Raw genomic sequence first — 18260 nt, forward strand, 5'->3', positions numbered from 1 at the left:
TGCGTGTGTAGCCGCGGCTGGGCACATGCGGTGGGTTAAGGCCGGGCGGCGCCGTGCGGGACGCGGGACGGGAACGGCGCGTGGGTCAAGCATGCGGGGCGGTGCGGTGGGCGGCGCGATGGGCGGTGCAGTGGACGGAACGGGGGCGGGACGGACGGCGGGACGGAGGGCGGGACGTGCGCATGGTGTGCGTGTGGGCCTGGCGGTCGATGCGGAGGCGGGCGGGTCCGGGCGGTGTTAGCTGGGGCTGTTACTCCTTTGAAGGCCTACTGTCGTGGGATGAGTGAGCTTGTGGTGGAGGCGCCGGTTGTTGGTGTGACTGTTTATCCGGATCGGGCGCGGGTTACGCGGCGTGGGCGGATCACGGTGCCGGGTGGGGATCAGGTCGTGTACGTCGAACCGCTGCCGCTGTTGCTGGAAGAGGATTCCGTGCGGGTGTCGGGGCGAGGGCCGGCCACCGTACTCGGGGTGGACGTGGCGACGCGGCATCATCCGCAGGCTCCGGACGAGACGGTCGCCGAGCTCGAGCGGGTCCAGCGTGCGGCGCAGGACGAGGTCGCGGCCCTCACCGACGCGGACGACGTACAGGTGCAGCTCGAGACCTTCCTGGCGCAGCTGGCGAAGCGGGCCGGCGGCAGTTTTGCACGCACGCTCGCCTCGGGCGACCCGGGGGCGGAGCTCGGTGAGTTCACCGAGTCGCTGGCGGGCCGGTTGTCCGCCGTACGGGCGAAGCGCCGGGAGCTGACTGTGCAACGCCGCGAAGTCGAGGAGCGTCTCGCTGCGGTGGGCCGTCGGCTTGCTGCACTCACGGAGAAGCGCGCGCCCGACCGGCGTACTGCAGCTGTCGCGTTGGCACTGGAGTCCGAGGCGGAGGTCGAGATCGAACTCTCGTACGTCGTGCCCGCGGCGGGGTGGACCAGCTCGTACGACGTACGTCTCAAGGGCGATCGGCTGACGTTGAACTGGTACGGGCTGATCACGCAGCGAACAGGCGAGGACTGGCCCGAGTGCGACCTCACGTTGTCGACGGCCCGGCCGACCGTGACCGCGAAGGTGCCGGAGCTCGACGCCTGGTTCCTCGACCGCGCGCGCCCGCCGATGCCGCACGCACCAGCCGCCCGCCCACTGGCTCGCGGGGCAGGTCAACACGCGGATTTCATCGAGCAATCCGCCCAGTTCGTCGATCTGGACGCGACTGTCGAACAGGGCGTCACAGCCGCGACCTACACGCCGCCGCGACCCGTCGCCGTACCATCTGACGCCGCCACCCACCGCGCGACGATCGCCGCGATCGACCTCGACGCCGACCTGGACTACATCACAGCGCCCGTGCGATCCACCGACGTACATCTGCGGGCCACCGTCGTGAACTCATCTGCCCACACGCTCCCCGCCGGCAAGGCCGCGGTCTTCCACGAAGCGGACTTCGTCGGCTCTGCCGCGTTGCCGTCGTGGGCGCCCGGGGAGGACGTCGAGCTCGCTCTCGGCGTAGACGACCGCATTCGCGTCGAGCGGAAGCTGGTACGGCGGGACGCGACGAAGGCGACGCTCGGGTCGACGCGTCGTCGGCAGGTCGAGTACGAGACGAAGATCGAGAACCACGCGCCGCGCACCGCCCGGATCACGGTGCTCGACCAGTTCCCGGTCTCCCGCGACCACGAGATCACCGTGAAGCGACTGACCGCCGATCCCGAACCGACGGAAACCACCGACCTAGGCGTCATCACCTGGAAACTCGACCTCGCCCCCGAGACCGAAACCACCGTCAAACTCGCGTTCCGAGTGGACTCCGCCAAATCCGTGGACCTCACCGGCTGGCGAGAATGATCAGGTGATTTCGAGGTTGGCCATCATGCCCATGTCTTCGTGTTCGGCGTTGTGGCAGTGGAAGAGGTAGCGCCCGCGATAGCCGTCGAAGCGGGTAATGATTTCGACGGACTCCCCCGGCCGCACCGACACCGTGTCTTTCAGGCCGGCATCGTGCGGCAAGGGAGCACGTCCGCCGCGTGACAACACCTGGAAGCCGACGAGGTGCAGGTGTACGGGATGGTGGACATCGGCGACCAACCGCCAGATCTCCGCGTCGCCGAGCCGAGTGGTGACGTCCGTGCGATCCGGCGCGAACGGCTGCCCGCCGATCAGCCAGCCGTGCCCGTCCCCCATCTGCCCGGCACGGAACGAGAAGTCCCGCACCCGCACAGCCTCCGATCGTTGCCAAACCGGCAGATCCTCGGACAGCACCTCAGGAATCCGGCTGTCATCAGCGGCCTTCCGTACGACGCTGAACGCCATCACGTCCCGCGTGCGCCCGGATCCCATCCGGTTGACGATCCGCACCCGGCTCCCGACGGGCACCCGGCCGAAGTCGAGAATCACGTCGTACCGCTCAGCCGGCGCGATCGGCAGGTTGCGATGAATGACGGGTGCACGGAGCAGCCCCTGATCGGCACCGATCTGCACGAGGTCGAGGCGGCGGCCGTCGTCGAGGACCGCTTCGAGGTCGTAGTGCCGCGCGTTCGACGCATTGAGAATCCGCAATCGGTAGCGCGCACCGTCGACCTCATGCATCGGCCAAGGCGCCCCGTTCACCATGATCACATCACCCAGAACCCCAGCAATATAAGGCTCCTGGACACCCGGATGCATCTGCAACGTCGGATCGATCGATGGATAGGCCAACGATCCGTCAGCAGCGAACGCCCGGTCCGCGATCATCAGCGGCAGCTCGCGCACCCCCGACGGCAGCCCGAGCGACTCCTCCGAGGAGTCCCGGACGATGTGCATCCCGGCCAGCCCGCGCCAGATCGCCGGCGCGGTGAAGTCCATTCGGTGATCGTGGTACCAGAGCATCGTCGCCCGTTGATCCAAGGGGAACGTGTACGTCCGCGTGACCTCACTCGTCACGGCCCGCGGATCGTGCATCCCGTGCCCCAGATGCCCCCACCCGGCGGGCAGTACGAGATCGGTCGGATACCCGTCCGACTCCGCCGGCGTGCGCCCACCATGAAGATGTACGACGGTAGGCACCGGCAACTCGTTGCGGTGGGCAACCGTGACTGCATACCCTCGACGTGACTCGATCGTCGGTCCCGGGAACGTCCCGCCGTACGTCCACAACCGCGTCGGCACACCGGGCAGGATCTCCGCTGTGACTTCTCGCTGCACGATCTCGATCTCAGGACCCGACAACACGGGCGGAAGAGGTAACGGCACCAGAAACGCCGGCGGCAGCGGTACGGCGCTACGCAACACGGCACCCGTCGACGCCGGTCGTCGCGACAGTGCCGCAGCACTCGACAGCCCGCCCAATGCCACCACCCCGAGCGCTCCCCCGATCCCCAGCGCCTGACGCCGACTCATCCGGTCACGCATGCTCGACCTCCCGCCGTAGGACGGGCTGCCGCCAGATCGCGATGAACAACACGACGACAGCCGTAACCGTGATCACTCCCAGCGGCAGGTGCAACCACAAGGCGCCGCCCTGCCCCGCGAAGTACTGCACCGTCTCGGCCACCACCACGCCCAGCGACGCGACGAACGTCCAGACCTGCCGCAGCCGTACCCACACCACCACCGCGGCGATCACCTGCAGATACCCAAGAGACGTGACGACGTCCGCGCCCACCGCATGCATCCGCAGCCCGTCGAAGTCACCACTCAGATAGACCCCGGCAAAGACCGGCTGACCGAATACCGCTACCAGGTGCGCACTGACGACGCCCCGCAACACCCACCCACTGACCATGCCAGCGACACTATGATTCGAACGTTATGAGAGTCCAAGACCAATATCGCTATCTCGTTATGACGGAAGAGTCATGATGGACCTGACCACGCTCCGCCAGTTCGTCGTCGTCGCCCGTCTCGAGCATCTCAGCCGCGCGGCCGAGGAACTCCACGTCGCGCAACCCTCGCTGAGCCGCACGATCGCGCGCCTGGAAAGCGAACTCGGTACGCCGCTGTTCGACCGCGCCGCACGCCTCCGCCTGAACCCGGCAGGCGTTCTGTTCCGCGGGTACGTCGAACGCGCGCTCGGCGAACTCGACGCGGGCCGGCGAGCCGTCGCCGAGGCGACCGTGCAGGGTTCGGGCAGTGTGCGGCTCGCCGCCGAGACGTTCCTCGCCCTCACCGAATCGGTCGCCGGCTTCAAACGCGACCACCCGGCCGTCGAGATCGAGCTCCAGCAGATGTCGGCCGACGAAATGCCGCGACGGCTGCGCGCCCAGGACATCGACCTCTGCGTCGCGTCCCAGCCGGTGCCGAGCGCCGGCCTGGAATCGGCCGTCCTGCTCGACGAAGCCGTTCGGGTGGTGACGCCACTCGACCATCCGCTGGCGAGCCGTACGTCGGTGACAGTCGAGGATCTCGTCGACGAGCCGTTCGTCATCGCCCGCAAGGGCCACTGGCAACGCCGGCTTCTCGACCGGTTGTTCGCCGACACCGGCGTCACACCGCGGATCGTCTGCGAGAGCGACGAGGCCGCGGCCATCCAGGAACTGATCCGCGCGGGTCTCGGCATCGGCTTCAACCCGGACTTCGCCCGCCGCTCGATCCCCAGCTACCCCGTCGCCGCCATCCCGGTCGACCACCCCGAGTGCCGCCGTACTCTCTCCCTGCTCTGGAGCGCCGACGCCAACCTGACCACTGCCGCCCAACTGATGCGCACAGCAATCACCACCTGGAACTGGTCAGACTGAGCTGGAAGCTACGGAGTGGATAGGTGGTGACACGGTGGGCAACCTTGTGTAACCTTTTCGTGATGTTCACCGCGTAGCTGACTGAGAACGGGGCTTAGGAAGCGCATGGCCATCAACACCTTCGCACCAGGCGGTGCGTAACCGAGACATGTCCATACACACCGCCGCATCTGTCGCAGTTTCCGACGATCTCGACGACGAGGAAGAACTGATCCGGCTCGCGCAAGCGGGTGACGCAGCGGCCTTCGGCCGGCTCTACGATCGGTACCTGCCGTCGATCTACCGCTACACCTACAGCAAGACCTCGTCCCGCAGTGCGGCCGAGGATCTGACCAGCGAGACGTTCCTGCGGGCGTTCCGCGCGATCGCCCGCCGGCCGCGGGCGCACCTGAACTTCGCGGCCTGGCTGGTCACCATCGCCCGGAACGTGGTGATCGACCATCACCGCTCAGGCTGGAGCCGGCTCGCGATCGTCACCGACGAGGTCGACCCGCAGGTCGACGAGGCCATGGGACCCGAGCAGGCCGCACTGGCGTCCGTGAGCGAGGCGTCGCTGCGCGGCGCCCTCTCGCAACTGCCGGACGACCAGCGCGAGTGCCTGCTCCTGCGGTTCTTCGCGGGGCTGTCGATCAGCGAGACCGCCGCCGCGATGGATCGGACCGACGGCGCCGTCAAACAACTCCAGTTCCGCGCGACGAACCGGCTGCGCCGGATCATCCGGTGACCGGTTCGTGAAGGCACGCGAACACGCGACGGAGTCCTTGCGCCGCATCCTACGTTCCGGTAGGAAAGGCCGGGTGCCATCCGGCTCACGACCGCCCGTCGGACGGGTTCGTTCAGCACCGGGCGGTCGACAACTCATATCTCACGGGGAGATAGCGCATGAGCAATCCTTACGACGAGCAGGACAACGACAGCCAGTTCGGCGAGCAGGGCGGCCGGGAGGATTCCGGCAACAGCTACGGATCCGGTGACGGCTCCACCAGCGGCGGCAACGACTTCGGGCAGGATTCCAGCGGAGGGGAATCCGGCAACGAATCGGGCAGCGACTACGGCCAGCGCGAGGAGTCCGGCAACGAGCGTTCGTCGGAGGTCGGCTACGGCTCCTCGGACGACGGCGACAGCGACGGCAACAGCACCTACGGAAACTGAACGGGGATCACGCACATGGGCGTATTCGACAACATCAAGGACGCGGCCGAGGGCCTGAAGGACAAGGCGGCCGACCTGGTCGACGGTCACGGTGACAAGGTCGCCGACGGCCTGGACAAGGCCGGCGACTTCGTCGACGAGAAGACCGGCGGCCAGTACGGCGACAAGATCGACCAGGGCGTCGGCGTGGCGAAGGACCAGCTCGACGGGCTGGACGGCCAGAACGACGACATCCCTGACAGCCAGGGCTGATCGGACGCCTGCACACCGAGGCGGTCATGGGACTTCCCACGGCCGCCTCAGGAATTTCAAGCGCTGAAGGCCTGCACGGTCAGCGCCGCAAACCGCCGCGACGCAGCCGGCCGCCGAGCCGGCGTCGACGCCTGCAGTCCCCGGTGCGCGGTCAGCATGATGATGAGATCACTCAACTCGAAGTCCCGCCGCAGCTGACCCCGAGCCTTCGCCCTCCGCGCCAGAGTGGCCACGGACTTCAGCGTGAGCTCGCGACTCGCCGAACTGTCGACCGCGTCGGGGTACGTCGCCAGGAACGCGTCCGTGAACCCTCGATTGCGGACATGCAGGTCGCAGATCCGCTCGATCACCAGACAGAACCCCTGCCACGGATCCGTTGCCGCAAGCCCCTCTTCGACGATCTCCTCGCAGGCACGGACCTGCTCGGCGAAGGCCGCGGTCGCCAGCGCCTGCTTGGTCGGATAGCGGCGGTACAACGTCGCGGGACCGACGCCCGCGTGCCGGGCGATCTCGCGCATCGACACGGCCAGTCCCTCGCTCGCGAACAGCGTCCGGGCCGAGGCCAGGATCCGCTCGCGGTTGTCCTCCGCGTCGGCGCGTAGTTTCTGAGGCAATCGATCCTTCACGCCTCTCACTCTAGCCAACCGGACGGGTGCGTCCACTTAGGCTGGGAACAGGTCGAGAGGAGACAGCAAGTGAAGGCAGTGGAAATCAAGGCGTTCGGCGGTCCCGAGGGGCTGAGCGTCGTCGACGTACCGGCGCCGGAGCCGGGCCGAGGTGAGGTACTGGTCGCGGTCGAGGCGATCGGCGTCGGAGGTGTCGATGCGCTGATTCGCAGCGGTTCCCTTTCCGCGTGGGGATTCCGCGAAGGCCTCATACCGGGTTCGGAGGTTGCGGGGACGGTAGTTGCCGTCGGCCACGACACGGACCGTTCGTGGATCGGTCAGCGCGTTTGGGCGTTCACCGGTCTTGGTGGCGGGTACGCCGAGCAGGCGATCGCTGCGGTCGAGGACGTCGTACCCTTGCCGACCGGCCTGTCCGCCGCGGGCTCGGTCACGCTCGGGAGCTCCGGCATCGTGGCGCACTTCGGCTTGCAGCACGCGCACTTCAGCCCGGGCGAGTCCGTTCTGGTGCGGGGCGCTGCCGGAAGCATCGGCATCCTCGCAGTCCACCTCGCCGCGCAGGGCGGTGCATCAGCGGTCGCGGTCACGACCTCGTCAGCGGCACGCGGTGAACTGTTGCGCGCGGTCGGCGCGACGCATGTTCTGGATCGGTCCGGTGCCGGCGATACCACCGCTCCCCCGGCGTACGACGTGATCATCGACGTCGTCGCCGGCCCGCAGTTGCCGGTGTTCCTCGACAAGTTGCGACCGAACGGGCGGCTCGTCGCGGTCGGAGCGATCGCCGGCCCAGCACCGGCCGATCTTGGTACGGCGTTGATGGCCAACTTCCGCAAGTCGTTGTCCTTCGCAACCTTCAGCGCGGACACGGTGTCGCCCGCAGAACGCCGTACTGTCAGAACCGAACAGTTCGCCGCCGCGGCGCACGGTCGGCTGCCGCTGGTGATCCACGAGCAGTTGCCGTTGGACGACGCCGTACTGGCGCACCAGAAGATGGAGGACGGCGAGGTCTTCGGGCGGATCGTCCTGAAGCCGGTCTAGTCCTCGGGCTCGTCGACGGTGGCCAGAGCGATCAGGTTCTCGGCGACCTGGGCGCAGCGTTCCTCGGCGCGGCCGCGGGCCGTGCCGGTGTAGCGCAGACGGGCGGTGGCGGTGAGCGGTTCGGAGCGGACCTCGATCAGCGAACCGCCCGGGCGTGGCTGCACCTTGACCGCTACCTGGACCCAGCCGCCCAGTCCACTGCGCAGTCGTACGACGAGTTCGCTGTCAGGTCGCCAACGCTCGACGACCGCAACGAGCAACTGCCGGTTGTGGGCGTGCCGGGCGCGCGGTTCGCGACCGTCGTCCCGCAGGATGACGCTGCCCACCTGCGGCCAGTTGAGGCCCGGGCGAAGCTCGGGCGGTACGGCGACCATCCACTCCGCGAAGGTTGTCGCGTCACGAATCACCGACATGACGGCATCGACGTCAACGGCACCGAACCGCCATGCCATCACCATCGAATCCGCTTCCCTGTCGGCGACACGTCCTCACGCCCGTGTCTACCAGGAAGCCCGGCCGACCGAGCCCTCCAAGCGTTGTCGGGGACATCACATGAACGGCTGCCGGCGGGGAGATTCTGCGCCACCCCGACCGGCAACTTTTCGGCGGCGGGCGGACTCCAATGCGGTACGACGGAGGCTGGGGTGCCTCCGCGTGAATGGGGAGGACGATCCAGATGTTTCGTAAGACCGTAGGCCTGGCCTCGGCCGGCGTGCTCGCGTTGGGCCTCGGGGCGGCCATGGTGCCGTCGGCCCAGGCTGCCCAGACTGCCCAATCCACAGCGGGCAGCACGACCGCAACTACCGCGGCGTGCGCGTTGCGGCTCGGGTCGGTCACGTCGACCGGCGCGTTCACCAGCCGGATGGTCAACGCCACCGCACCGATCACCGTCGGCGGGGTCCGTGGGACGGCCGGGGTGTTCGGTGCGAACCAGGTCCAGCACATCAGCACGTTCACCGGGACGCCGCTCGGCAGCGGCGAGTCGCGGTCCGGTCTCACCGTCATGGGCGGCGCGCTGTACTCCAGCTCGTTCGTCGTCGACGGCCAGAGCCAGCTGGACCCGCACTACCCGCACAACAATCTCCGGATCGGCGGCGGCTGGTCCAACTACCGCTGGATCGAGCAGTCGATCCTGCGTCCGGCGAACGCCGGCGACCCGGCTCGCACACTGCTGTACGGCCAGCGCACCGACGGCGTCACGCAGCGCTGGATCTCCGACGGCAGCGGCTGGCGCATCACCTCCGGCGTCGGCGGTCTGAGCACGGTCAAGGGCATCGCGCTCATCGGCCGCACCGCGACCTCGGAGACGTTCCTCGCAAACACCAGGTCCGGCGCACTCGTCACCGTCACCTGGCCGACGAAGTACCTGGCCGCGCCGACCAGCAGGGTGGTCCGCGGCACGACCTGGCAGGGCTTCGAGCAGCTGATCGCGACCAACTGCGGCGCGAGCGGCACGCTGCTGCTCGGCATCGACAAGGAGACCAAGTCCGGTTACCTGTACGCCGTTGGTCACGCCAACGGCACTGGCACCGCCATCAAGAGTCTGGGCAAGGTCCCGCTGACCTTCTCCGACCCGCAGTACTTCCGCATCGCTCCGAAGTACGACGTCCTCAACGGCGGCTGATCAACTTTTCGGGACGCCGTCCTCCGGCGCGAACGCCTGGAGGACGGCGTCCCTTCGTGCGATCCTTCGTGGGTGGCTAGCGTGACGGCCCCGGGCGGGCTCCTCGTGGGATGGTTGCGGCGCCGAGATCCTGGCCTGGCCGCTACTCGGCGGGCGGCGCGGACAGCGTTGATCATGCCGTCGTTGTTCGCGTTCTGCGCTCAGGTCCTGCATGCGCCGATCGTGGCGACGTTCGCAGCCTTCGGTGCGTTCGCGATGCTGCTCCTGGTCGACTTCTCCGGCACGGCGGTTCAGCGGCTGCGGGCACAGGTGGCGCTCGCAGTGGCGTGGCTGGTGCTCGTCTCGCTGGGGACACTCGCGGGACAGTCGGTGTGGACCGCGGTCGCGGCCACGGTGGTCGTAGCGTTCGTCGTGCTGTTCTCGGGCGTGGTCAGCTCCGTCCTCGCAGGTGCGGGTACGTCGTTGCTGCTCGCATTCATCCTCTCCGTGTCGACGCCCGCCCCGCCGGCGCTCCTGCCGCAACGGCTCGCCGGCGTGTCCATCGCCGCCTGTGCAGCGATCCTCGCGGTCTGGCTGCTCTGGCCGCGAGCCTCCGTCGATCCGCTGGTCACGCCCGCAGCACAAGTCTGCCGAGCTGCCGCGAAGCAATTGCGGGCCGACGCCGAGCACTTCTCGGCCGGGTCCAACCTGCAGACCTGCCGCGTGGTGGCTGAGGCGACCACAAATGCGACCGCGGCACTCCGCAGTACCTTCACTGCGACGCCGTACCGGCCAACCGGCCTGTCGACAGGATCCCGGGCCTTGGTCAGGCTCGTCGACGAGCTGACCTGGCTGAGCACGATTCTCGACGAGTCGTCCCCTGCCACGCTGCCGGAGTCGGCGCGGGATCCCGAGTCCTCCGCGGTCCGGCTGGCGGCCGCGACCGTCCTGGACCTCTGCGCGCAGGTGCTGGAGGACCCACGTCTCGGCACCGCCGACCTGCGCGCCGCGGCTGACGAGTTGCGCCGTGCCGTCAGCGCACTCGAGGCGAGCGCGGTCGGCAGGCTGCCGGCGAATGACGTCGCCGACCCGGACCTGCACCTGTTCTTCGGCAGCCTCCACGTCTCCTTCCGGGCGCAGGAGATCTCGTTCGGAGTCCTGCAGGTCGCGCAGAACGTGGAGACCTACCGGGCAGCCGACCGACGCAGCTGGCCGGATCGCCTCCTCGGCCGCGAACCGGGTTCGTTGACCGCGCCTCTCGCGAGCGCCGTGGAACGAGCCGCCGCGCACGTCGAGCCGCATTCGGTGTGGCTGCACAACAGCATCCGCGGTGCGGTCGGCCTGGCGATCGCGGTCGCCTTGGCGGACGTGACCGGCGTCCAGCACGCGTTCTGGGTCATCCTCGGCGCCCTGTCGGTCCTGCGGTCCAACGCGCTCAACACCGGGCAGAACGCGTTCCGGGCACTCGCCGGCACGGTCGTGGGCTCGATCGTCGGCGCCGGTCTGCTCCAGTTGATCGGGAACAACACCACCGTGCTGTGGATCCTCCTGCCGGTCGCGGTGCTGATCGCGGGGATCGTGCCGGCCGCGATCTCGTTCGCCACCGGACAGGCCGCGTTCACCGTCACCCTCGTGATCCTGTTCAACATCGCGCAGCCGGAAGGCTGGTCGCTCATCCTCTTCCGCATCGAGGACATCGCGCTCGGCTGCGCCGTGAGCCTGGTCGTCGGCCTGTTCTTCTGGCCGCGCGGTGCGACGTCCGCCGTCGACAAGGCGCTCTCCGAGGCGTACGCCGACAGCGCCCAGTACCTCGTCAACGCGGTGGACTACGCCGTCGCATGCTGCAACCCAGGGACGGTCCCCGGATCTCCCCGGGACGCGCGCCGGGCCGCCGCCTCGGCCCGGCGGCTGGACGACGCCTTCCGCACCTACCTCGCCGAACGCGGCATGAAATCTGCTCCACTCAGCGAGATGACCACGCTGGTCACCGGCGTTGTCGGGGTCCGGTTGGCGGCTGACGCAGTACTCGAGCTCTGGGAACGTTTCGCGGACGACGAGCTGCCACCAGCTGATCGGATGGCCGCGCACGATGAGCTCCTGGTGCTCGCTGAACGGGTACGCCAGTGGTACGCCGGCCTCGCGGACGCGTTGGAAGAGCGCGGACAGGTGCCAGAGCCGCTCGCAGCCGACCTCACGACGAAGGGGCGACTGATCGAGGCAGTACGTCGGGACCTCCACGACGAGAACGGCAGGGCGACACCGACCGCCGTCCGCATCCTGTGGACCAGCGACCACTTGGAAGTCCTCCGCCGTCTCCAACCCAGCCTCGCGACCGCCGCCGGCCGCACTACCTGAACCGGACCACTGAGGCGGCCGCCGGACGGCGACCGTTATGCTGTCCGGAGTTGGAGGCATGTCTGTGGAGCACCACCCCGTCGAACCCTTGCCCAGGGGACCGGTCGACTCTGACGTCGACCTGCGGATCGACGGCCGGGCGCAGCGTGCACACGACCCGGTGATCCTCGGCGCCATCGCCGCCGGCGGTGCGATCGGCGCCGCCGCGAGGTACCTGGTCGGGCTCGGCTGGCCGACTCCCCCGGGCGGTTTCCCCGTGAGCACGCTGATCATCAACGTGGTCGGCTGCGGCCTGATCGGGATCCTGATGGTGCTGGTCACCGACGTTCTCACCCGGCAACGGCTCCTGCGGCCGTTTCTCGGCACCGGCGTGCTCGGCGGGTTCACCACGTTCTCGACGTACGCCGTCGACATCCAGCAGCTCGTCACCGGGCGGAACGCCGGGATCGCGTTGCTCTACCTCGCCACGACCGTTGTCGGCGCGTTGCTCGCGGTCCGGGCGACGGTGAGCGCGACGCGCGCGCTGATCACCTGGAGATCGCGATGACCCGGCTGTTGCTGGTGATCGCCGGCGGCTTGGTCGGAGCACCGCTGCGGTACGTCGCCGACCGCGCCGTTCAGGCCCGGCACGACTCACTGTTCCCGTGGGGCACGTTCAGCGTGAACGTCGTGGGATCGCTGATCCTGGGTTTCCTGGCCGGCGCCTCCTCGGCTCTCCCCCACGGCGTGCAGCTCCTCGTCGGCACCGGGTTCTGCGGCGCGCTCACGACGTACTCGACATTCTCGTACGAGACGATCCGCCTGTACGAGGACCGGGCGCGGTTCCTCGCGGTCGCAAACGTCACCGCGAGCATCGTGGCCGGCCTGGGCAGCGTGTTCCTCGGAGCAGCCGTCAGCCAGGCGATCTGGGGCTGACAACCCGGTCAGCGATCGCGGGTCGCGATCCCCGGATAGTCCAGCACCAGACCTGAAGCGTCGAATGTCAGCTCACACTCGAAGTCGAACGTCGCGGACTCGTAGTGGAACACGTGCCCGTGCTTGTCGGAGCTCGTGAGCGTGTAGCGCTGCTCGAGTCTCATGACGGTCAGATCTTCGGCCTGTACGAAGGCAGCCGGCACGTCGACCGCAGTACCGGGAACGAACGGGAGCCGATGGACCGGGAGCGTGTTCGTGACCGCCGAGGACTCGAAGTCCACGTCCCGGCAGCCGTCGAGATCAGGCCGAGCCACACCGTTCACGGTCCAGCGATCATCCGGGGAACGTGTCAACACAACCTCGAGATCGCCGGAGACCGTCGAGTTCACCGCGTGTACGGACTCGGTTACCCAGTCGGCGTCGACGGTGATGCCGTACCCGACGTACCAGGTCGCCCCGCCCTCGCGAGCCGCCGTACGACCACGCAACCGGCCAGCACCGGCGAACAGCACCTCAAATCCGACGCGTACTCCCCGATGCGTCCACGAGGTCGCGGTGGGCAGTGGGCTGAGCAACATGTTCAGACCCTAGCCGGACGTGATGGACTGGTCCTCGTGACGGACGAACAGGTGCAGCTGGCATCGGAGTACCCAGAGTGATGCTGGACCGGTCCGAGTCCGCGTTGGGCATTGTTCTTCGGTCGCGGTTCTACCGGTCGGCGTTTCTGTCGTTGCTGGTGGCTGGGATCGGGCTGTCAGCGGCGACTCCGCAGCTGACGCTCTTCCTCGTGCGGGAGCTCCACACACCGCTCCCCGTCGCCGGGCTGTACTACGTCACGAACCTGGCCGCGCCGCTCGCCGGGTTCCTGGTCGGGCGTTGGTCGGACCGGACCCAGGACCGGCTCCTGTGGTTCCGGATCTGCTCGGTGATCGGCGCGGCCGGCTGGCTCGCGATGGCGGGGGCGACTGCGGTCTGGATGCCGTTCGTGATCAGCGCGCTGGCGTTGAGCGTGGCCGGCGGCTCGATGGCGCAGCTGTTCGCGGCCTGCCGTGACGAGCTCAGCCGGCATCCGACCCGGGCCGAGAACCGGGTTGTCGCGACCGTCCGGATGGCATTCACCACGGGCTGGATCCTCGGTCCGGTGTTCGGCAGCTGGTTCGGCGGCGTGTTCGGGCTCCGTGCGTTGCTGGTGGCAACGGCTGCCTGCGTGTTCGCCCAGATGATCCCGCTCGGCCAGCAACGTGTCGAGCGGTACGACGCTCCACGCGATCGGACGCCCGACGAGCGCCGCAGGATCGACCAGATGGCGCCGTTGCTGATCTTCACCGCGGTCTGCGTGCTCGCGATGACCGGCGACACGATCAAGTTCGGCTACCTCCCGATCTACATGGCCGAGCAGCTCCACGTGTCCGACGCGGTGCGTGGCGCCGTGATCGGCATCCAGCCGCTCCTCGAGCTGCTGCTGCTCCCGGCGGTCGCGCGGATCGCCGACCGGTTCGGCGCGATCCGGGCGATGACGGCCGGTGCCGTACTCGGGCTGGCCGGCAACCTCGCCTACGCGCTCAGTACCTCGGTCGTCGGCCTGTTCGTCGGCCAGGCCCTGACTGCCGGGTTGTGGGCGTGCGTCGGCGCCCTCGGGGTCTCGATCGCCCAGCGGCTCTACCCCGAAGGAGTCGGGACCGCGTCCGGGATCTTCCTGAGCGCGATCCCCCTCGGCTCGGCGATCGGCGGAACGATCGGCGGCATCGGCGTGGCCGCGATCGGCCTGCCGCACGTCTTCTTCATCCCGGCGTGCCTGACCGCCCTCGCGATCGTCGCCTTCACGATCCTCAGCACCCGCGAGAGCACCTGACCGGCGTCCCCGCGGGCGCGTCACACCAGGTAGCGGTCACCCGGGCGCACGATCCGGAGCCAGCGGCAGCCGTACGGCGCGAGCTCCAGCGACAGCGCACCGTCGTCGCCGACGTCCGTCGTACCGTTGTTCTCCAGCAGATCGACCGCACGCAGGCCGATGGCACTGCCGGCGACCGCCAGGCTGACCCGGACCGCCTCCGGGGCGAAGTTGTGCACGGCGACGATCGTGCCGTCCTCGTAGTCCGAGCGGTGCGCGAACACCGACCGCACTCCGGTCTCGAGGATCGTGCACGACCCCCAGGACAACTCCGGGCACTCGCGGTACCGCCGGATCAACAGCTTCATCCAGCTGAACAGAGACTCGGGGTCATGCCGCTGCGCCGCCACGTTCACGTTCTCCGGGCCGAGCTCGCCCTCGACCATCGGGGCAGGCAGCCGGGACGGGTCGGCCGTCGAGAAGCCGCCGGACGGATCAGCCGTCCACTGCATCGGTGTCCGGACGGCGTGCCGGTCCTCGGCGGCGAGGTTCTCCCCCATGCCGATCTCCTCGCCGTAGAACAGCACCGGCGTACCCGGCAGCGAGAACAGCAAGCTGTAGACCATCCGGAGCCGGGCCTGGTCGTTGCCCAGCATCGGCGGCAACCGCCGGCGCAGTCCACGGCCGTAGATCTGCATGTCCTTCTCCGGCCCGAACGCGTCGAAGACTTCCTGCCGTTCGTCCTCGGACAGCTTGTCCAGCGTCAGCTCGTCGTGATTGCGGACGAACGTTCCCCACTGCCCCTCTTCGGGCGGGACCGGCCGGTCCCGCAACGCCTTGACCAGCTCGGCCGGGTCGTTGCGCGCCAGCGACAGGTAGAGCCGTTGCATGCCGATGAAGTCGAAGCACATCGTCAGCTCGTCGCCGTCCTCGTCACCGAAGAAGCGCCGTACGTCGGGATAGGGCAGATTGACCTCGCCGAGCAGGATCGAGTCTCCGTGCCGCCGCTGCAAGAACCCCCGCAGGTCCCGCAGGTAGTCGTGCGGATCCGGCAGGGCGGCCGCGTCCTCGGCGCCGGCCGTGTCGATCAGGAAGGGCACCGCGTCCACCCGGAACCCGGACAGCCCGAGTTCTGACCAGAAGCCGACCACGCGCTCGATCTCCTCGCGAACCTCACGATTCGCGATGTCGAGGTCCGGCTGGAACTTGTGGAACCGGTGCAGGTAGTACTGACCCGCCGCCTCGTCGTACTGCCACAGGCTCGTCTCCTGTCCGGGGAAGACGATGCCCTTGTCCGCGTCCGGCGGCGGCTGGTCGCGCCAGACGTACCAGCCGCGGTACGGCGACTCGCGCGACGCTCGCGCACTCTGGAACCACGGGTGCTTGTCCGAGGTGTGGTTGACCACCAGATCCGCCATCACCCGGATGCCGCGGTCCCGGGCGAGCGTGATCAGCTCGACCAGGTCGCCGTGGGTTCCGAGTCGGTGGTCGACGCCGTAGAAGTCGGTGATGTCGTAACCGTCGTCCCGGTCCGGGGTCGGGTAGAACGGCATCAGCCACAGGCACGTCACCCCCAGTTCGGCCAGGTGATCGATCCGCTGGCAGACCCCGCGCAGGTCTCCCCGCCCGTCGCCGTCGGTATCGAAGAACGTCTCGACGTCGAGACAGTAGATGACCGCGTTCTTCCACCAGACGTCTGCTGTTTCGGTCAGGCGCATGTCAGGCCCGGTACCCGAGGGTTGGCGGAGTACACGCCCGGGAACCTGCGGGGTCATGACGATTCAGAACTCGGTGTGGCTGGGCACCGCGAACCTGCCGCGATACGACGTGCTCGATACCGATCAGGAGACGGACGTGCTCGTGGTCGGAGGCGGCCTGATCGGACTCACCACCGCGATCTACCTGCAGCAGGAGGGCCTCGGCGTCATCCTGCTCGAGGGTGGGCGCATCGGTGCGCGAACCAGCGGCAACACCACCGGCAAGGTCACCTCTCAGCACGGTGCGATCTATGCCGGGCTGCTGGACCGGCACGGCCGCGACAAGGCACAGCAGTACGCCACAGCGAACCAGGAAGCCGTCGACGGCGTCGAGGAACTGGTACGCCGGCTCGGCATCGACTGTGAGCTCAGCCGCGGACCGTCCTTCGTCTACTCGACCGGTGACACCGACCTGGCGCGCGAGGCCGAGGTGGCGGGCGAGCTCGGTCTTCCCGCGCATCCGGCCGACCCGGCGGAAATGGGGTTGCCGGTCACCGCGGCGACCGCTGTTCGCTTCGACGACCAGTTGCTGCTGCACCCGGCCCGCTACCTCGCCGGGCTGGCGACCGCCTTCAGCGCGGCCGGTGGACGGATCTTCGAGCAGTCACGGGTGACCGACCTGGACGGCAAGGGCGATGGGGTCGAGGCACGAACGGCAGCCGGCCGCCGCGTCTCGGCCCGCCATGCTGTGGTCGCGACATTGTTGCCGTTCGGCACGATCGGTGGGTACTTCGCGCGGAGCCGCCCGAACCAGTCCCACGGCATCGCCGTCCAGCTCCCTGTCGAGGCACCCACGGCGATGACGATCTCCGCCGACGCACCGACCCGATCCACCCGGCCCTGGCCAGGCGGTGGGCCGAACGGCCTGATCGTGGTCGGCGCGAACCACGAGACCGGCGGGCAGGAGGACACCAACACGTCGTACCAGAGCCTTGTCGACTGGGTCGACGAGGTGTGGGGCACGAAGGTGCAGCCGGAGTACCGCTGGTCGGCCGAGGACTACAGCACCCCGGACCAGCTGCCGTACGTCGGCAAGGCGCCGGGCTCGCCGGCCCTGATCGCGACCGGCATGCACAAGTGGGGACTCAGCAACGGAACCGTTGCCGCAGGCATCCTTCGCGACACCGTGCTCGGCCGGGACAACCCGTGGAGCGAGGTGTTCGACGCCGGCCGGATCGGCGACGCGCGGTCGGTGGCGAAGCTGGTCCAGGACAACCTGAAGGTGGGCAAGGAGTTCGCCGCCGGCCATCTCCGCCGGCTGCTCGGCCCCGGGCTCGACCATGTGGAGGTGGGTGAAGGCGGCCTGTTCGACGTCGACGGGAAGACGGTCGGCGCGTACGTGGATCTCGATGGCCGGCTGCACACCGTTGTACCGGTCTGCACCCACCTCGGCTGCCCGCTGCGCTGGAACCAGGGCGACTCCAGCTGGGACTGCAACTGCCACGGCTCCCGCTTCGCCCCGAACGGCGCCGTCCTGGACGGCCCGGCAACCGAACCGCTGGCAAAGCCGGAGGACCAGTAGCTACGCGCGCTCGAAGTGCAACAACGGCTGGTGCGCGATCGTGTACGCCAGCTACTTCGAGAAGGACCAGGCAGTCCCCGGCAGCAGCCTCGGCGGCCACCGGCACGACTGGGAGCACGTCATCTCCTGGGTGAACCAGTCGACCGACCAGGTCGACTACGTGACCACGACCCAGCACTCCAGCCAGGTCACGTACACCCGTTCACAGGTCCGGTTCGACGGTTCGCACCCGAAGGTCGTCTACCACAAGGACGGCGCCGGCACGCACTTCTTCCGGCTCGCCAACAGCAACGACGAACCGCCGGAGAACCACTACCACGACTGGCGCTACCCGCCGCTCGTCGACTGGAACGGCTACCCGAGTACGGCGCTGCGCGACACCCTGATGACCGCGGACTTCGGGTCCGCGACGATCAAGATCACCGACAAGGACGACCGGTTCCGCAACCTGCTGAACGCGTCCAAGCCGTCCGGAATCCCCTTCGATCCCTGGGCTTGACCGGACCGGCGTGCGC

General features: G+C 68.5%; 18 protein-coding genes and 1 pseudogene. 13 read left to right on the top strand and 6 right to left on the bottom strand.

All coding sequences use genetic code 11. The features are described 5' to 3' along the window. Nucleotides 1–279 precede the first annotated feature (279 nt). Nucleotides 280–1827: a mucoidy inhibitor MuiA family protein gene (locus EV651_RS21110; RefSeq protein ID WP_133786933.1), complete on the top strand. Its 1548-nt coding sequence runs from the start codon at nucleotides 280–282 to the stop codon at nucleotides 1825–1827. Here EV651_RS21110 and EV651_RS21115 read toward each other — a convergent pair whose 3' ends face one another. Both EV651_RS21115 and EV651_RS21120 read right to left on the bottom strand, forming a co-directional pair. Continuing rightward, complete coding sequence (locus EV651_RS21115) at nucleotides 1828–3372, bottom strand: multicopper oxidase family protein (RefSeq protein WP_133786934.1); 1545 nt, start codon at nucleotides 3370–3372, stop codon at nucleotides 1828–1830. After that, entirely contained in the window at nucleotides 3365–3745 is a 381-nt protein-coding gene (locus EV651_RS21120) for a hypothetical protein (RefSeq protein ID WP_133786935.1), read from the bottom strand. Before EV651_RS21120 ends, EV651_RS21115 begins: the two co-directional genes overlap by 8 nt. Before the next feature lie 73 nt (nucleotides 3746–3818). Between EV651_RS21120 and EV651_RS21125 the strand changes: the two genes are divergently transcribed. The 4 genes from EV651_RS21125 (at nucleotide 3819) to EV651_RS21140 (ending at nucleotide 6101) form a co-directional block, all read left to right on the top strand. Further along, nucleotides 3819–4697: a LysR family transcriptional regulator gene (locus EV651_RS21125; RefSeq protein ID WP_202870436.1), complete on the top strand. Its 879-nt coding sequence runs from the start codon at nucleotides 3819–3821 to the stop codon at nucleotides 4695–4697. A gap of 148 nt (nucleotides 4698–4845) precedes the next feature. Further along, nucleotides 4846–5421, top strand: a complete 576-nt coding sequence (locus EV651_RS21130) for a sigma-70 family RNA polymerase sigma factor (RefSeq protein WP_133786936.1) — start codon at nucleotides 4846–4848, stop codon at nucleotides 5419–5421. Nucleotides 5422–5579: 158 nt separating this feature from the next. After that, complete coding sequence (locus EV651_RS21135; protein WP_133786937.1) at nucleotides 5580–5849, top strand: hypothetical protein; 270 nt, start codon at nucleotides 5580–5582, stop codon at nucleotides 5847–5849. A gap of 15 nt (nucleotides 5850–5864) precedes the next feature. Then, entirely contained in the window at nucleotides 5865–6101 is a 237-nt protein-coding gene (locus tag EV651_RS21140; RefSeq protein WP_133786938.1) for an antitoxin, read from the top strand. 56 nt (nucleotides 6102–6157) lie between these two features. On the opposite strand, the gene EV651_RS21145 is transcribed toward EV651_RS21140, so the two are convergent. Next, a complete protein-coding gene (locus EV651_RS21145; RefSeq protein WP_133786939.1) occupies nucleotides 6158–6727 on the bottom strand; it encodes a TetR/AcrR family transcriptional regulator in 570 nt (189 codons plus the stop codon). A 69-nt stretch (nucleotides 6728–6796) separates the two neighbouring features. Between EV651_RS21145 and EV651_RS21150 the strand changes: the two genes are divergently transcribed. Continuing rightward, nucleotides 6797–7762 (top strand): zinc-binding dehydrogenase, encoded by a 966-nt coding sequence (locus EV651_RS21150; protein WP_133786940.1) that lies wholly within the window; start codon nucleotides 6797–6799, stop codon nucleotides 7760–7762. Here the strand turns inward: EV651_RS21150 and EV651_RS21155 are convergent. Further along, nucleotides 7759–8175: a hypothetical protein gene (locus EV651_RS21155; RefSeq protein WP_133786941.1), complete on the bottom strand. Its 417-nt coding sequence runs from the start codon at nucleotides 8173–8175 to the stop codon at nucleotides 7759–7761. The genes EV651_RS21150 and EV651_RS21155 overlap by 4 nt on opposite strands. A 263-nt stretch (nucleotides 8176–8438) precedes the next feature. On the opposite strand from EV651_RS21155, the gene EV651_RS21160 reads away from it, so the two are divergent. The 4 genes from EV651_RS21160 (at nucleotide 8439) to crcB (ending at nucleotide 12635) form a co-directional block, all read left to right on the top strand. Then, nucleotides 8439–9386 (top strand): hypothetical protein, encoded by a 948-nt coding sequence (locus EV651_RS21160; RefSeq protein ID WP_133786942.1) that lies wholly within the window; start codon nucleotides 8439–8441, stop codon nucleotides 9384–9386. A gap of 72 nt (nucleotides 9387–9458) precedes the next feature. Then, nucleotides 9459–11720, top strand: coding sequence for an FUSC family protein (locus EV651_RS21165; protein WP_202870437.1), 2262 nt, complete (start codon nucleotides 9459–9461; stop codon nucleotides 11718–11720). Between the two features lie 58 nt (nucleotides 11721–11778). After that, complete coding sequence (locus tag EV651_RS21170) at nucleotides 11779–12267, top strand: CrcB family protein (RefSeq protein WP_202870438.1); 489 nt, start codon at nucleotides 11779–11781, stop codon at nucleotides 12265–12267. Continuing rightward, nucleotides 12264–12635 carry a fluoride efflux transporter CrcB gene (gene crcB / locus EV651_RS21175; RefSeq protein ID WP_133786943.1) on the top strand — a complete coding sequence of 124 codons (372 nt, stop codon included), beginning with the start codon at nucleotides 12264–12266 and terminating at the stop codon, nucleotides 12633–12635. Before EV651_RS21170 ends, crcB begins: the two co-directional genes overlap by 4 nt. An 8-nt stretch (nucleotides 12636–12643) precedes the next feature. Here the strand turns inward: crcB and EV651_RS21180 are convergent, their stop codons facing one another. Beyond that, entirely contained in the window at nucleotides 12644–13213 is a 570-nt protein-coding gene (locus EV651_RS21180) for a putative glycolipid-binding domain-containing protein (RefSeq protein WP_133786944.1), read from the bottom strand. Nucleotides 13214–13293: 80 nt separating this feature from the next. On the opposite strand from EV651_RS21180, the gene EV651_RS21185 reads away from it, so the two are divergent. Then, nucleotides 13294–14487 (top strand): MFS transporter, encoded by a 1194-nt coding sequence (locus tag EV651_RS21185; protein ID WP_133786945.1) that lies wholly within the window; start codon nucleotides 13294–13296, stop codon nucleotides 14485–14487. Between the two features lie 20 nt (nucleotides 14488–14507). Here the strand turns inward: EV651_RS21185 and EV651_RS21190 are convergent, their stop codons facing one another. Then, nucleotides 14508–16184 carry an alpha-amylase family protein gene (locus EV651_RS21190; RefSeq protein ID WP_133786946.1) on the bottom strand — a complete coding sequence of 559 codons (1677 nt, stop codon included), beginning with the start codon at nucleotides 16182–16184 and terminating at the stop codon, nucleotides 14508–14510. Between the two features lie 55 nt (nucleotides 16185–16239). Between EV651_RS21190 and EV651_RS21195 the strand changes: the two genes are divergently transcribed. Continuing rightward, nucleotides 16240–17745 carry an FAD-dependent oxidoreductase gene (locus EV651_RS21195; RefSeq protein WP_238157095.1) on the top strand — a complete coding sequence of 502 codons (1506 nt, stop codon included), beginning with the start codon at nucleotides 16240–16242 and terminating at the stop codon, nucleotides 17743–17745. A 34-nt stretch (nucleotides 17746–17779) separates the two neighbouring features. Then, nucleotides 17780–18244, top strand: a pseudogene (locus EV651_RS21200) (NPP1 family protein); the annotation flags it as partial. Nucleotides 18245–18260 lie beyond the last annotated feature (16 nt).

The organism is Kribbella sp. VKM Ac-2571 (genome assembly GCF_004362255.1).
In the GTDB taxonomy this organism is placed as follows: Bacteria; Actinomycetota; Actinomycetes; order Propionibacteriales; family Kribbellaceae; genus Kribbella; species Kribbella pratensis.

Coding starts and splice junctions, on each gene's coding strand:
- EV651_RS21110 (WP_133786933.1), top strand. CDS start 280: ATGAGTGAGCTTGTGGTGGAGGCGCCGGTTGTTGGTGTGACTGTTTAT.
- EV651_RS21115 (WP_133786934.1), bottom strand. CDS start 3,372: ATGCGTGACCGGATGAGTCGGCGTCAGGCGCTGGGGATCGGGGGAGCG.
- EV651_RS21120 (WP_133786935.1), bottom strand. CDS start 3,745: ATGGTCAGTGGGTGGGTGTTGCGGGGCGTCGTCAGTGCGCACCTGGTA.
- EV651_RS21125 (WP_202870436.1), top strand. CDS start 3,819: ATGATGGACCTGACCACGCTCCGCCAGTTCGTCGTCGTCGCCCGTCTC.
- EV651_RS21130 (WP_133786936.1), top strand. CDS start 4,846: ATGTCCATACACACCGCCGCATCTGTCGCAGTTTCCGACGATCTCGAC.
- EV651_RS21135 (WP_133786937.1), top strand. CDS start 5,580: ATGAGCAATCCTTACGACGAGCAGGACAACGACAGCCAGTTCGGCGAG.
- EV651_RS21140 (WP_133786938.1), top strand. CDS start 5,865: ATGGGCGTATTCGACAACATCAAGGACGCGGCCGAGGGCCTGAAGGAC.
- EV651_RS21155 (WP_133786941.1), bottom strand. CDS start 8,175: ATGTCGGTGATTCGTGACGCGACAACCTTCGCGGAGTGGATGGTCGCC.
- EV651_RS21160 (WP_133786942.1), top strand. CDS start 8,439: ATGTTTCGTAAGACCGTAGGCCTGGCCTCGGCCGGCGTGCTCGCGTTG.
- EV651_RS21170 (WP_202870438.1), top strand. CDS start 11,779: ATGTCTGTGGAGCACCACCCCGTCGAACCCTTGCCCAGGGGACCGGTC.
- crcB (WP_133786943.1), top strand. CDS start 12,264: ATGACCCGGCTGTTGCTGGTGATCGCCGGCGGCTTGGTCGGAGCACCG.
- EV651_RS21180 (WP_133786944.1), bottom strand. CDS start 13,213: ATGTTGCTCAGCCCACTGCCCACCGCGACCTCGTGGACGCATCGGGGA.
- EV651_RS21185 (WP_133786945.1), top strand. CDS start 13,294: ATGCTGGACCGGTCCGAGTCCGCGTTGGGCATTGTTCTTCGGTCGCGG.
- EV651_RS21190 (WP_133786946.1), bottom strand. CDS start 16,184: ATGCGCCTGACCGAAACAGCAGACGTCTGGTGGAAGAACGCGGTCATC.
- EV651_RS21195 (WP_238157095.1), top strand. CDS start 16,240: ATGACGATTCAGAACTCGGTGTGGCTGGGCACCGCGAACCTGCCGCGA.